Source organism: Ancylobacter moscoviensis (genome assembly GCF_007559435.1).
Taxonomy (GTDB): Bacteria; Pseudomonadota; Alphaproteobacteria; order Rhizobiales; family Xanthobacteraceae; genus Ancylobacter; species Ancylobacter moscoviensis.
In genome coordinates this window covers 531,603-545,282 of sequence record NZ_VMBP01000002.1, presented here as the reverse complement: position 1 = coordinate 545,282, position 13,680 = coordinate 531,603, and the positions used below count along the sequence as shown (strand labels likewise).

The 13,680-nt window shown below is 68.6% G+C and carries 12 protein-coding genes; 7 read left to right on the top strand and 5 right to left on the bottom strand.

The annotated features are described in order from the left end of the window. Positions 1–90 precede the first annotated feature (90 nt). The 3 genes from FO470_RS08680 (at position 91) to FO470_RS08670 (ending at position 2,920) form a co-directional block, all read left to right on the top strand. Entirely contained in the window at positions 91–843 is a 753-nt protein-coding gene (locus tag FO470_RS08680; RefSeq protein WP_144342542.1) for an SDR family oxidoreductase, read from the top strand. 108 nt (positions 844–951) lie between these two features. Continuing rightward, positions 952–1,974 carry a zinc-binding dehydrogenase gene (locus tag FO470_RS08675; RefSeq protein WP_144342541.1) on the top strand — a complete coding sequence of 341 codons (1,023 nt, stop codon included), beginning with the start codon at positions 952–954 and terminating at the stop codon, positions 1,972–1,974. Between the two features lie 40 nt (positions 1,975–2,014). After that, complete coding sequence (locus FO470_RS08670) at positions 2,015–2,920, top strand: lipid A biosynthesis lauroyl acyltransferase (protein ID WP_144342540.1); 906 nt, start codon at positions 2,015–2,017, stop codon at positions 2,918–2,920. An 84-nt stretch (positions 2,921–3,004) separates the two neighbouring features. On the opposite strand, the gene FO470_RS08665 is transcribed toward FO470_RS08670, so the two are convergent. Beyond that, the gene (locus tag FO470_RS08665; protein ID WP_144342539.1) at positions 3,005–4,114 is read right to left on the bottom strand and encodes a polyamine ABC transporter substrate-binding protein; all 1,110 of its coding nucleotides are present in this window, start codon (positions 4,112–4,114) and stop codon (positions 3,005–3,007) included. A gap of 95 nt (positions 4,115–4,209) precedes the next feature. Beyond that, positions 4,210–5,619: a glutamine synthetase family protein gene (locus tag FO470_RS08660; RefSeq protein ID WP_186291887.1), complete on the bottom strand. Its 1,410-nt coding sequence runs from the start codon at positions 5,617–5,619 to the stop codon at positions 4,210–4,212. 182 nt (positions 5,620–5,801) lie between these two features. Between FO470_RS08660 and FO470_RS08655 the strand changes: the two genes are divergently transcribed. After that, positions 5,802–7,181, top strand: a complete 1,380-nt coding sequence (locus FO470_RS08655) for an aspartate aminotransferase family protein (protein ID WP_144342538.1) — start codon at positions 5,802–5,804, stop codon at positions 7,179–7,181. 94 nt (positions 7,182–7,275) lie between these two features. After that, positions 7,276–8,655 (top strand): aspartate aminotransferase family protein, encoded by a 1,380-nt coding sequence (locus tag FO470_RS08650; protein WP_144342537.1) that lies wholly within the window; start codon positions 7,276–7,278, stop codon positions 8,653–8,655. 156 nt (positions 8,656–8,811) lie between these two features. On the opposite strand, the gene FO470_RS08645 is transcribed toward FO470_RS08650, so the two are convergent. Beyond that, positions 8,812–9,150 carry a rhodanese-like domain-containing protein gene (locus tag FO470_RS08645; RefSeq protein WP_144342536.1) on the bottom strand — a complete coding sequence of 113 codons (339 nt, stop codon included), beginning with the start codon at positions 9,148–9,150 and terminating at the stop codon, positions 8,812–8,814. Between the two features lie 84 nt (positions 9,151–9,234). Further along, positions 9,235–10,257 (bottom strand): DMT family transporter, encoded by a 1,023-nt coding sequence (locus FO470_RS08640; protein WP_144342535.1) that lies wholly within the window; start codon positions 10,255–10,257, stop codon positions 9,235–9,237. A gap of 236 nt (positions 10,258–10,493) precedes the next feature. Here FO470_RS08640 and FO470_RS08635 point away from each other — a divergent pair, with 236 nt between their 5' ends. Then, on the top strand, positions 10,494–11,363 hold the full coding sequence (locus FO470_RS08635) for a LysR family transcriptional regulator (protein WP_144342534.1): 870 nt from the start codon (positions 10,494–10,496) through the stop codon (positions 11,361–11,363). Positions 11,364–11,424: 61 nt separating this feature from the next. Further along, positions 11,425–12,645: a chromate efflux transporter gene (chrA, locus tag FO470_RS08630; RefSeq protein ID WP_186291886.1), complete on the top strand. Its 1,221-nt coding sequence runs from the start codon at positions 11,425–11,427 to the stop codon at positions 12,643–12,645. A 3-nt stretch (positions 12,646–12,648) separates the two neighbouring features. Here chrA and FO470_RS08625 read toward each other — a convergent pair whose 3' ends face one another. Then, positions 12,649–13,419: an SDR family NAD(P)-dependent oxidoreductase gene (locus FO470_RS08625; RefSeq protein WP_144342533.1), complete on the bottom strand. Its 771-nt coding sequence runs from the start codon at positions 13,417–13,419 to the stop codon at positions 12,649–12,651. Between the last annotated feature and the right edge of the window lie 261 nt (positions 13,420–13,680).

The window sequence follows — 13,680 nt, the reverse complement described above, 5'->3', positions numbered from 1 at the left end:
TGCCGATGGCCGGGTTCGTCCCGGCCATCACTGTTTCATGCCTCCGCGCCCTGCCCGTTCCGCGCGACGAGGCGACAGAAGGAACCTCCCATGACCCAGCGCGTCCTCGTGACCGGCGGCGGCCGTGGTGTCGGTGCCGCCATCGTACGCGCCCTTGCGCTTGCCGGTTTCGACGTCCTGTTCACCGTCCGCACGGCGGAAGCCGAGGCCGAGGCACTCATCGCCTCCATCAAGGCGGACAAGCCCGACGCGGCGGTCGAGGCACGCCTGCTGGACCTCGCCGACAAGGCCGCCGTCGAAGCCTTCGCCGCCACGCTCGCGGAGGAGCCGGCCTATTACGGCTTCATCCACAATGCCGGCATGAGCTACGACACGCTCGCCGCCCTCGTCGATCAGGGCAAGGCCGAGGAGCTCATGCAGGTCAATTACTGGTCCTTCGTGAAGCTGGTCGGTGCGCTGGTCCGGCCGATGACGCGGGCCCGCGCCGGACGCATCGTCGCCATCGGGTCGATCGCGGCGGATGTCGCCAATGCCGGCAACGCCATCTATGCCGCCTCCAAGGCCGCGCTGGCCGGCTACTGCCGCACGCTGGCGATCGAGAGCGCCCGGCGCGGCGTCACCGTGAACGTCGTGGCGCCCGGCTTCGTCGATACCGCCATGCTGGCGCCCTATGCCGCCTATCGCGCCAATGTCGAGAAGCAGATCCCCGCCGGCCGCTTCGCCGGACCGGAGGATGTGGCGGCGCTGGTGTCCTTCCTCCTGTCGCCGGGGGCCGCCTACATCACGGGCACGACCCTGCCGGTGGATGGCGGGCTCACCGCCGCACTAGCCATCCAGCGCTGATTTCGTTATCCACCCTCATCCTTCCGCGGGCGGCATCCACCCGCGCCTCTTCCCGTATCGGGAACGGGGCGGACCGATGATGCCCTCGCCGTCGTTTTGGAGTTGTTCATGCGCGCGCTTCAGCTGGTGTCCGACCGCGAACTCATCCTTACCGATCTGCCGGAGCCGGGTGCGCCGGAGCCGGGTGAGGTGCAGGTCTCCATCAAGGCGCTGGCGCTGAACCATATCGACGTCTGGGGCTGGCGCGGCATGGCCTTCGCCAAGCGCAAGATGCCGCTCGTCGTCGGCGCCGAGGCGGTCGGCGAGGTCATCGCCACCGGCGAGGGCGTCACCCGCTTCAAGCCCGGCTCGAAGGTCGCCATGTACGGCGCCCTCACCTGCGGCCAGTGCAAGATGTGCCGGCAGGGCCGCGACAATCTCTGCGAGGAGGTCGCCGGCGTCATGGGCTTCCACGTCGACGGCTTCGCCCGCGACAAGCTCAACATCAAGGAGCGGCTCTGCGTGCCGATCCCGGAGGGCATCTCCTGGGTCGACGCCGCCTGCGCGCCGGTCACCTTCTCCACCGTCGAGCACATGCTGTTCGACAATGCCAAGCTCGAACCCGGCGAGACCGTGCTGGTGCACGCCGCCGGCTCCGGCATCGGCACCGTGGCCATCCGCATGGCCAAGGAGATCGGCTGCACCGTCATCACCACGGCCGGCGACGACGAGAAGTGCGCCAAGGCGCTGGCCCTCGGCGCCGACCACGCGATCAACTACCGCACCGACCGCTTCGAGCACGAGGTCCGCAAGATCACCAAGAAGAAGGGCGTCGACGTCGTGTTCGAGCATGTCGGCGCCGAGACGTGGAACGGCTCGCTGCTGTCGATGAAGCCCGGCGGGCGCCTCGTCACCTGCGGCTCGACCTCGGGCGTCTCGGTCAACATGAACCTGATGCAGCTCTTCCAGCGCCAGTACCGCATCATCGGCTCCTTCGGCGCGCCGATCCGCGCCATCGCCGACGGTCTGAAGCGCATGGAGCGCGGCGTGCTGCCGGTGATCGATTCCGAATTCCCGCTGGCGGATTTCGGCGCCGGCCTGGAGCGCCTGGAGACCCGCCGGGTGTTCGGCAAGGTCGTCATCACCTTCTGACGCCCGCCGAGCCCCGGAATGAAACCCCGATGAGCCGCCGATGAGCCGCCCCCTGCCCTGGACGCTGCGGGTGCGCGACGCCGCGTTGTCGGCCAGCGTCTGGGCGCTCATGCGCCTCATGCGCCTGCAGCCCCCACGCTTCGCCTCGTGGCAGGGCGGCTTCTGGGCACGCAAACTCGGCCGCTACACCTCGATCCACCGCATCGCGCTGAAGAATCTGCGCCTCGCCTTCCCCGAGAAGACCGAGGCCGAGCGCGAGGCGATCGCCGTCGGCATGTGGGACAATCTCGGCCGCATGGCGGGCGAGTTCGTCCATCTCGACCGCATCTGGCAATACAATATGTGGGAGCCGTCGAAGAGCCGGATCGAGACGACGGGCGTTTCCAACTTCGTCGCCATGCGGGTCGACGGCAAGCCGGCGCTGGTCTTCACCGCGCATCTGGGCAACTGGGAGCTGCCGGCCATCGCCGCCGCCGCGCAGGGGCTCGACAGCGCGGTACTGTTCCGCGCGCCGGACAATTCCTTCTTCGCCGACCTGCTGTTCGAGGCGCGCAGCCGCGTGATGGGCAACCTCGTCGCCGCCTCGCATGTGGCGGTGTTCGAGCTGGCCGCCGTGCTCGATCAGGGCAAGCATCTCGGCATCCTCGTCGATCAGGCGCGGCGCGGCGGGCCGACCGTGCAGTTCTTCGGTCATCCCTGCTCGTCGAATCCGACCATCGCCCGCCTCGCGCGGCTCTACGAGTGCCCGGTGCACGGCGTCCGGGTGATCCGCCTTCCGGGCGGGCGCTTCCGCATCCAATGCACGCCGGCGCTGAACCTTCCCCGCGACGCGAAGGGCAAGATCGACATCGACGGCTCGATGCAGATGATCACCTCCGTGGTGGAGGGCTGGGTGCGCGAGCACCCCGACCAGTGGACCTGGTTCTATAAGCGCTGGCGGATGTAGCCCCAACCACCCAACGAAAAAGGCGCCCGGACCGACCGGGCGCCTTTCGCATTTCAGGCTGGGAGGCGGATCACCGCCAGGCGGTCACTTGCCGCGCTTGAAGTCGCTCCAGGTGCGGGTGACGACGCGCTGCACCTTCTGCGGATAGGTGGTGACGGTGAAGAGCTTCCCCTGCGTCTCCTTGTCCGGATAGATCGCCGGATTGTCGAGGATCGCCTTGTCGATGAACTTCTGCGCCCCCTCGCTGCCGCTGGCATAGGAGATGTAGTTCGCGTTCTTGGCGGCGACCTCGGGCTTCATCATGAAGTTGATGAAGGCGAGAGCCTCTTCCGGATGCGGCGCATCCTTCGGGATCGCGAAGTTGTCGAACCACATCAGCGCGCCCTCCTTGGGGATGACGTACTCGACGTTGACCGCCGGCTTGCCGGTCTTCTCGGCGGCTTCCTCGGCGCGGGCCTTGGCCTGGAAGACGTCGCCCGACCAGCCGGTCGCGATGCAGATGTCGCCGCCGGCGAGGGCGTTGATGTAGCCGGACGAGTCGAACTTCTTGATGAACGGACGGATCGGCATCAGCAGCTTGCCCGCCGCCTCGATGTCCTTCGGATCCTTCGAGTTCGGGTCCTTGCCGAGATAGCGCAGCGCGGTCGGGATGATCTCCTCGGGACCGTCGAGCATGTAGACGCCGCAGTCCTTCAGCTTGCCGAGGATCTCCGGCTTGAAGATGATGTCCCAGGTGTTGAGCGGGATGTCGCCGAGGCGCTCCTTCACCTTGTCGACATTCATGCCGATGCCGGTGGTGCCCCACATGTAGTTCACGGCATATTCGTTGCCGGGATCGTAGACTGCCAGGCGCTCGGCGATCATCGGCCACTGGTACTGCAGGTTCGGCAGCTTCGCCTTGTCGAGCTTCAGGAAGACGCCGGCCTGGATCTGGCGCTGCAGGAAGGAGCCGGTCGGCACCACCACGTCATAGCCGGTCTTGCCGCCGAGCAGCTTGGTCTCCAGCACCTCGTTGCTGTCGAAGACGTCGTACCGGACCTTGATGCCGGTCTCCTTGGTGAACTCCTCCAGCACCGACTCGTCGATATAGTCGGACCAGTTGTAGACGTTCACGACCTTCTCCTGCGCCGACGCCGGCACGACGGCCAGCGCGGTCAGCAGGCCTGCCGCGATTGTCGTTAGGAGGCGGGACATCCTATTCTCCTCGGAAGTGAGTTGTTTGAGTGCGGTGAGGACACTCCGCTTCAAGGCTAGAATGTCCCCGTGTTCTGCTCAAGCTGTGGTCACGCTCACAAATAGGTCTCGTATTCCAGCGGGCCGATGCGGCGCTCGAAGGCGGCGAGCTCCGCCTCCTTCATGATGGCGAACACCCGCTGGTATTCGGCGCCGAAGGCGCGCGCCACGAAGTCCGATCCACCAAAGGAACGGATCGCCTCGCCCATGTCGTAGGAGAGCCGCGGCGCCTCCTGCTCATAGGCGTTGCCGGTCAGCGGCGGCGGCGGCTCCTGCCCGCGCTCGATGCCCTCCAGCATGCCGGCGAGGATCGCCGCCAGCACCAGATGCGGGTGGGCATCCGCCCCCGCGATGCGGTGCTCCAGCCGGCGCGCCTTGGGCGGGCCATTCGGCACACGCACCGCGACCGCCCGGTTGTCATAGCCCCAGGAGATGCTGGTGGGTGCGTAGCTGCCCGGCACGAGACGGCGGAAGCCGTTATAGCTCGGCACATAGAGGACGGCGGTATCGATCATCGTGTCGAGCAGGCCGGCGGCGCAGTGGCGCAGCAGCCGGTCGCCGTCCTCACCGGCGCCGAAGGCGTTGCCGCCCTCGCTGTCGGTCAGGCTGACATGGACGTGCATGCCCGACCCGGCGAAGTCGAGGAAGGGCTTGGCCATGAAGCTGGCCCGCACGCCGTGCTTGCGCGCGACGCCGTCGATGAGGCGGCGCAGCAGGATCGCGTCGTCCGCCGCCGCCATGGCGTCGCGGCGGTGATAGAGGTTCACCTCGTACTGGCCGGGCGCCGCCTCGGAGATCACCGTGTCCGCCGGCAGCCCCTGGATGCGGGCGGCCTCGCGGATGTCGTGCAGCAGCGGGGCAAAGGCGTCGAGGTCCGACATGGAGTACATGTTCTGCCGCGCGGGCCCGCTCGCCGAGGCGGGGAACACCGGTTCCGGCACGCCGTTCGGACCGGCGCCGGGCTTCAGCAGGTAGAATTCCAGTTCGAAGGCGACGCAGGGGTGCAGGCCGAGGGCGGCGAGACGCGCGACCTGCGCGGCGAGCTTGTGCCGCGGATCGAGCTCCCACGGGCGCTCCCCGCCCCGTCCGTCCGGCTCATGCATGGTGAGCATCACCTGCGCGGCGGGGCGCGGCGACCACGGAACGGGCGTCAGCGTGCCAGGCACGGGACGGCAGATGCCGTCGCGGTCGCCGGTCTCGATATGGATGCCGGTTTCCTCGACCTCGCGGCCCCAGATGTCGAGGCCGAAGATGGAGAGCGGAATGGCGACGCCATCGCCCCAGATCTTGCCGCCCGCTCCGCCGGGAATCCATTTGCCGCGCAGCACCCCGTGGGTGTCCGGCAGCAGGACCTCGACGATCTCCGGCGCGCCATGGGCGGCGACATAGGCGCCAAACTCGTCAGTGAGAGGGTCGTTTTCGCTCGCAGCGGCCGTGGCGGTGCCCACGGCATCGGGCAATGGCATGATCCACCCTGATTAACGTCGTCACGTCGATTGTGCTCACGGCCCCCGGGGAAAGGTCAAGCCTGTTGCCTGAACCGCTCCCGGCGCCGCATCGAAGGTTCTTGTGCCACGACGGACGGCTTGACGCACGCAAAATGTGATCACATTCTGCACCCCACCTTCATTCACGCCTCCGGTGTCCCATGTCCCTGCCCGCCTCCACCGCCGAACTGCGCGCGCTCGATGCCGCCCATCACCTGCATCCGTTCAGCGACATGAAATCGCTGAACGCCGAGGGCTCGCGCATCATCGTCAAGGCGGAGGGGGTGTGGCTGACCGATTCAGACGGCAACCGCATCCTCGACGGCATGTCGGGCCTGTGGTGCGTCAATGTAGGCTATGGGCGGCAGGAGATCGTCGATGCCGTCGCCCAGCAGATGACGGAACTTCCCTATTACAACACCTTCTTCAAGACGACGCACAAGCCGGCGATCGAGCTCGCCGCCAAGCTCGCCGAGCTCACGCCGCCGCAGTTCAACCGGGTGTTCTTCACCGGCTCGGGCTCGGAATCCAACGACACGGTGATCAAGCTGGTCCGCCGCTATTTCCAGATCAAGGAAAAGCCGGAGAAGAAGATCATCATCTCGCGCCGCAACGCCTATCACGGCTCCACGGTCGCCGCCGGCAGCCTCGGCGGCATGGCGCCGATGCACGGGCAGAGCGCACCGATCCCGGACATCCTGCACATCGCCCAGCCCTACTGGTGGGGCGAGGCCCGCCAGGGCGAGACGCCGGAGGAATTCGGCCTGCGTGCCGCTCAGGCGCTCGAGGCCGCCATCGACGCGATGGGCGAGGACCGCATCGCCGCCTTCATCGCCGAGCCGATCCAGGGCGCCGGCGGCGTCATCATCCCGCCGGCCACCTACTGGCCGGAAATCGCCCGCATCTGCCGCGAGCGCGACATCCTGTTCATCTCCGACGAGGTGATCTGCGGCTTCGGCCGCACCGGCAAATGGTTCGGCTGCGAGACCTTCGGCACCGAGCCGGATATTCTCGTCATGGCCAAGGGCATCACCTCCGGCTACATGCCGCTCGGCGGCGTGATGGTGGCCGACCGCGTGGCCGAGGTGCTGCTGGAAGGCGGCGACTTCAACCATGGCTATACCTATTCCGGCCACCCGGCCGCCTGTGCCGCCGCCATCGCCAATCTCGACATCATGGTGCGCGAGGATCTGGTCGGCCATGTCGCGAACGATGCCGGCCCCTATCTCAAGGCCGGCTGGAGCGCGCTGGCGGACCATCCGCTGGTCGGCGAGGCGCCGATGACGGGTCTCGTCGGCGCGCTGGAGCTGACACCGGACAAGACCGGCCGCACCAGCTTCGCCGATGTGGGTAAGGTCGGCACGCTGGCCCGCGACTTCTCGTTCAAGAACGGCCTCGTGATGCGCGCCGTGCGCGACCGTCTCATCATCGCCCCCCCGCTGGTCATCTCCCATGGCGAGATCGACGAACTCGTCGCCCGCGCCCGCAGGACGCTCGACGACACCTATGCCGAGCTCAAGCGCTGGGGCTGGGTGCGCTGAGCCGCCCCCGTAGCGCGGTCTTCACGCAGGCGTCGGCGGCACAGGCCCGCAAAACATGCTTTAGTGCAGCGAGAGCCATGCGGACGGTCCGGACATGAACGTCGCGACGTCGATCGCCGAAGGACCGGGGGTCAGCCCGGCGCGCACCGCCGCCCTGCGGGCGGAGGCCGAGGCGCTGTATCTCGGCACCCGGCCCAACACCCGCGCCGCGGCGGGCGCCGCCGCTCATCTCCTGGACGGCGTGCCGATGCACTGGATGGTCGACTGGTCGACGCCGGTGCCCCTGGTCATCCGGGAAGCGCAGGGCGCCCGGCTCGTCGATGTCGACGGGCACGGCTACGACGACTTCTGCCTCGGCGACACCGCCTCGCTCTTCGGGCATGGGCCGCCCCCGGTGGCGGAAGCGCTGGCCCGGCAGGCGCGAGCCGGCCTTGCCACCATGCTGCCGAGCCCGGATGCCGGCATCGTCGGCGATCTTCTCGCCGAGCGCTTCGGCCTGCCCTACTGGCAGGTCGCCACCACGGCCACCGACGCTAATCGCTTTGCTCTCCGGGCCGCCCGCGCCGCGACCGGCCGCCCGCGGATCCTCGTCTTCGACGGCGCCTATCACGGCGCGGTGGACGAGACCTTCGTCGAGATCGGCCCGGATGGCCGGGTTGGCAACCGGCCGGCGCTGATGGGCGAACCGCGCGATCTCTCCCAGCTCACCCGCGTCGTGCCCTTCAACGACCTCGACGCGCTGGAGGCGGCGCTGGCCGACAACACCGTCGCCTGCGTCATCACCGAGCCGGTGATGACCAACTGCGCCATGGTGCTGCCGCAGCCCGGCTTCCACGAGGGGCTGCGCGAGATCACCCGGCGGCACGGGACGCTGCTGCTGATCGACGAGACGCACACGCTCTCCACGGGTCCGGGCGGGTACACGCGCGAGCACGGCCTGCAGCCGGATATGTTCGTGGCCGGCAAGGCCATCGCCGGCGGCATCCCCGCCGCCGTGTGGGGAATGAACGAGCCAACGGCCGAGCGTTTCCGCGCCGCCCGCACCAACCGGCCCGACGGCCATTCCGGCATGGGCACCACGCTGTCGGGCAGCCCGCTCCAGCTGGCGGCGCTGCGCGCCACGCTGGAGCAGGTGGCGACCGGGGATGCCTATGCGCATATGAACCGGCTGGCCGGCCGGATGGCGGCGGGCCTCTCAGAGATCCTCGCCGATGCCCGCCTGCCCTGGCACGTCGCCCGCTGCGGCGCGCGTGTGGAGGTGGTGCGCGCGCCGGCTCCGCTCACCGACGGCCGTCAGGCCAAGGGCGCCCACTACCCCGCGCTGGAGGCGACGATCCATCTCGCGCTGCTGGTGCGCGGCGTGCTGATCTCGCCCTTCCACGACATGATGCTGGCATCGCCCGCCACCACCGAGACGCAGGTCGAGCGGCTGATCGAGGCGACGCGGCAGGTCATCGGGCGGCTGGTGAACTAGGCGCCGGACGGTACGTCCTTGCTGGCATGTCCTCACCATAGGACCTCCCGAACAGATGACTCAATCTGTTCGGGACAACCGACAATGTCTTGAAATAAAGCGGATTTCTTCCGTTCTTGAATCGCTTCATGAACGCGAAAGATCCCGAAATTCAGATCAGCCCTGCTCGGTCGGAAAACCGGCCGCCTTCCATGCAAGGATACCGCCGGCCATGTGGCGATGCAGGTCGATGCCCGCCGCCTGCGCCGCGGCGGCGGCCTTCTGGGAGCGCTGGCCGGAGCGGCAGGAGAACACCAGCATCTTGTCGCCGGGATCGGGCAGCGCGTGCGCGTCGAAGCTCGAGAGCGGGAAATCGACCGCGCCGGGGATGCTCTCGGCGGTCGTCTCGTTCGGCTCCCGCACATCTACCAGAAGGATGGTCCCGGCTTCGAGACCGGCCTTGACCTCTTCGACCGAGAGATTCTCGATCACGCCACCGAACGGATTGGGCTGCATCGTCATGCTCCTTGCTGCGATCTGGAGGTAGACCCGCAGCCCCTCCTCCGCAAGAGCGCCGACAACAACGCCAATGACACCCGCTCAGGCCGCCCGGCCGTTCGGACGCGCGGTGGCGACACCGGCCACCACGAGCATCCCGCCGGCGAACACCGCCAGCGAGGGAACCTCGCCGAAGAGCAGCGCCGCCAGGGCAACGCCGACGACGATCTGCAGCAGCAGGACGACGGAGATGAGCCCCGCCGGCAGGCGCCCCAGCGCGAAGGTCGCGAGCCCCTGACCCGTCGCATGGGCGATGAGGCCGAGCCCGATGACCGCCAGCAGGCCCTGCAGGCTCTGCGGGATGAGAACTTCCCCCGTCGCGACCGCCCAGCCGATGCAGAGCACGGCACCGGAGCTGGTGGCGATGAGCGAGGCCATGCCGCCGCCGAGCGGCGCCGCATCGCCCGTCCCGGCGCGGCGGACCGCCCGGGTGGTCAGCATGTAACCGGCGTAGAACAGAGCGGCCGCCACGCAGAGCGCGTCGCCCGCCACGCTCACCGCGTAGCGCCCGCTCGCCGCGCCGCTGACGGCGCTGCTGGAGATGATGAGCAGCGTGCCGCTCAGCGCCATGACGAGCGCGATGAGCAACCCGCGCGTCGGGCGTTCGCGCAGGAAGACCCAGCCAAAGACGAAGACGAAGACCACGGCGAGGTTGCCCAGCAGCACCGCATTCGCCGTGCTGGTGCGGGCGAGGCCGCTATGGAAGGCGACGAGATCGGCGCCGAAGAACAGTCCGGCGATCGCCGCGAGAAGGAACTGGCGAGCCGACGGCCCGCGCCTGGCGCCGGCAGCGCCAGGACGGCGACCTGCCGCCCGTCGTTCGGCAAAGGCCCACACCACCGTGGGCCCGAGCGCAAAGAACAGGCGCCAGAAACCCGTCGCCGCCGGTCCGACATCGGCATAGCGCACCAGCACCGGCGAGAAGCCGATGCACAGTGCCGCGAACACCACGGCGAAGAACGCCTGACGGCGCAGCTGGGCCTCATCCGTCGTCGTCACCGGGACGGAATCGACGACCTCCCCGAAAGACGGGGACACGACGACGGCGGCGGGGGGCGGAGACATTGCCGAACTCGACCGGAACAGAGAGATTGTGAAAGGCAGCTCTTTCGCCGCGTACGTCTTGTTGAGCCCGTCCCGCCGGCGCGCACGAGTCGGGACTCCGACCCTGCCGGCAGACGTCTACAACTCCCCTTGATATCGCGAAAGCGAATTTATTTTGTCGTTTCATTTATAAATCTGATATGAGGACAGCGGCGGCCCGAGCGTCGCATCTCCTTTCACGTGGGCCGGAGGCCGCGATGCGTCATCTCGACACCGAATCCCTCGGCATGTTGATCGCCATCGTCGACACGGGCGGCTTCACCGCAGCCGCCGAACGGGTGGGCCGCACGCAGTCCGCGGTTTCCGCGCGCATCGCCCAACTCGAGGAAAGCCTCGGCGTGCGGCTGCTGGAGCGCTCGCGGCGCGGCATCTCTCTCACCGAGACGGGCGAGCGTCTCGTCGCCCACGCCCGCCGCCTGCTGGCCTATGAGAGCGAGGCGCTCGCCGACCTGAAGGGCGGCACGCCCGAGGGCAGCGTTCGCCTCGGCATGCCGGACGATTATGTCGACGCCTATTTCACGCCGACGATCGCCCGCTTCGCCGCCGCCTATCCGCGGGTGGAGATCTCCATCCGCTCCGATCTTTCCAAGAACATCGAGCCCGAGGTCGAGCGCGGCCATATCGACGTCGCCCTTTTCACCCGCGACCTGTCGCGGCCTACGGGCGAACTGCTCAAGCGCGAGAAGATGCTGTGGCTCGCCGCGCGTGGGCACCGGCCCGAGCGCAATTCCCCGCTCCCCCTCGCGCTCTTCCCCACCGGCTGCCGGGTGCGCCCCCATATCGCCAACACGCTCGACAAGGCCGGGCTGAGCTGGCGCGTCGCCTGCACCTCCTCCTCGCAAGGCGGTATCCATGCCGTCGTCGAGACCGGGCTGTGCCTCACCGCGCTGCCGGAATGCGCCACTCCGTCCGACTGGCGCCGCCTGGGCCCGGCGGAGGGATTGCCGCCGCTGCCGGATGCGGAAATCGCCTTGCTCCTGTCGCCCACCGCCTCCGCCGCGGCACGCCGCCTCGCCGACATGCTCCGCGCGGCGCTGGCCACTCCCTCGGTGGTCGAGGCTGCCTGACCCCGGCGTCATGAAAGTTTCGCATGCAAAGCGCCGCGCCGGGCGCTAACGCTGGCGAACCATGACCGACGCGCGCTCCCAGACCGATGCCTCCACCTATGCCGGCACACCGCGCGAGGTGTTCGGCGCGTTCCTCAAGCTAGGGATCACGTCGTTCGGCGGCCCCGTCGCCCATCTCGGCTATTTCCGGGAAGAGCTGGTGCGCCGGCGACAATGGCTGAGCGAAGAGGCCTACGCCAATCTCGTGGCGCTGTGCCAATTCCTGCCGGGCCCTGCTTCCAGCCAGGTCGGGATGGCCATCGGGCTGATGCGGGCCGGCCCGGCCGGCATGGCGGCGGCGTGGCTGGCCTTCACCCTGCCCTCGGCGCTGATCATGCTCGCCTTCGCCTATGGCGTCATGCACGCCGACGCGGCGGGCATCGGCGGCGGCTGGCTGGCCGGCCTCAAGATCGCCGCGGCGGCGATTGTGGCCGACGCCGTGCTCGGCATGGCGAAGAACCTCTGCCCCGACCGGCCCCGCCGGAGCCTCGCCCTGCTCGCCGCCGCCGCGGCGGCGATGGTGCCGGGCGCCGTCGGCCAGATCGCGGTCATCGCCGGCGGCGCGCTGGCGGGGCTCGCCTTCATTCGTCTCGACACGGCGCCGGTCCCCGAGCCGGCCGCGCATCACCTGCCCGGCCGCACCGCTTCGCTCGCGGCGCTCCTGCTCTTTGCCGTGCTGCTGGTGGGACTACCACTTCTGGCGCAGGCATCGGGCAATGGCGGCGTCGCGCTATTCGACACGCTCTACCGTGCCGGCGCTCTGGTGTTCGGCGGCGGCCATGTGGTGCTGCCGCTGATCGAGGCGGAACTGGTTCATCCCGGCGGCCTGACGCGGGAGATCTTCCTTGCGGGCTATGGCGCGGCGCAGGCCGTTCCCGGCCCGCTGTTCAGCTTCGCCGCCTATGTCGGAGCCATGATGCCGGCCCCGCCCAACGGCGCGCTCGGCGGCGCGCTCGCGCTGGTCGGGGCGTTCCTGCCCTCGGCGCTGCTGGTCTATGGCGCCCTGCGCTTCTGGTCGCGGCTGGCGACCGACCGGCGGGTGCGCGACGCCATGGCCGGCGTGAACGCCGCCGTCGTCGGGCTGCTCGGCGCGGCGTTCTGGGATCCGGTGGTGACCTCGAGCATTACCTCGGGCCGGGCCTTCGCGCTGGCCCTTCTCGCCTATCTCGCGCTCGTGCTGTGGCGCGTTCCGGCCTGGGCCGTGGTCGTCGGCGCCGCGCTTGGCGGCGCCGTGCTGCTGTAAATCTCAGTCGCGCGTAATCTTGAACGGCGCGAAGGTCTGGCAGGTCGGGAAGACCTGCATCCGGTTGAGGCAGACATGGCGCGGCAGGGTCGAGGCGAAGAAGACCTGCTCGGCGATGTCCTCCGACGTCAGTGTCTGCGCGCCGGCATAGACGCTGTCGGAACGCGCGGCGTCGCCATGGAAGCGCACCAGCGAGAACTCCGTCTCCACCATCCCCGGCTCGATATTGGTGACGCGGACGTTCGTCCCGGCGAGATCGGCGATGAGATTCAACGTGAACTGCTTCACGAAAGCCTTTGTTGCACCGTACGTATTTCCACCCGGATAGGGATAGTCGCCGGCAATCGAGCCGGTGAAGAGCACATGCCCCTCCTTGCGCTCGACCATCGCCGGCAGCGTCGCCCGCACGGTGTAGAGCAGACCCTTGATGTTCGTGTCGACCATAGCCTCCCAGTCGTCGAGGCTGGCGGCGTGCGCCGGCTCCAGCCCGAGCGCCAGCCCGGCATTGGCGAAGACCACGTTGAACGGCGCGAAGGCTTCCGGCACATCCGCGAGCGCGGCCGTCAGCGCCTCGTTGTCGCGCACGTCCACCTCGAGCGGGTGGAAGCGGGGACCGAGTTCGTCGCGCAGCGCGATCAGCCGGTCGGCGCGTCGGCCGGTACCGACCACCCGGGCGCCGGCCAGCGCGTAGCGGCGGGCCGTCGCGGCGCCGATGCCGGAGGTCGCTCCGGTAACGAGGACGCGGAGAGTGGACGGGTCCAGCATCTGGTACATGGCGCAGCTCCTGTTCGCGCGGGCTCATTCGCTGCGTCGCACATAGAGCAGTTCCGCGCAAAACTGAACGCCCTTCGCGCGGGGGCCGCCCTGCCCCATGCCGGCGGGCCGACCGTTTGACGGTGCAATGACACCACAGGCGGCCATTAATGTCCCGTTGAGCATAAGTCCATGCGGGGTTGACGGCAGCCACTTCGCCCCCTGGGGGTCACGCTCGTGCCACGATCCTTGGGGAAACAGGAATTGTGCGAATGCTCACAA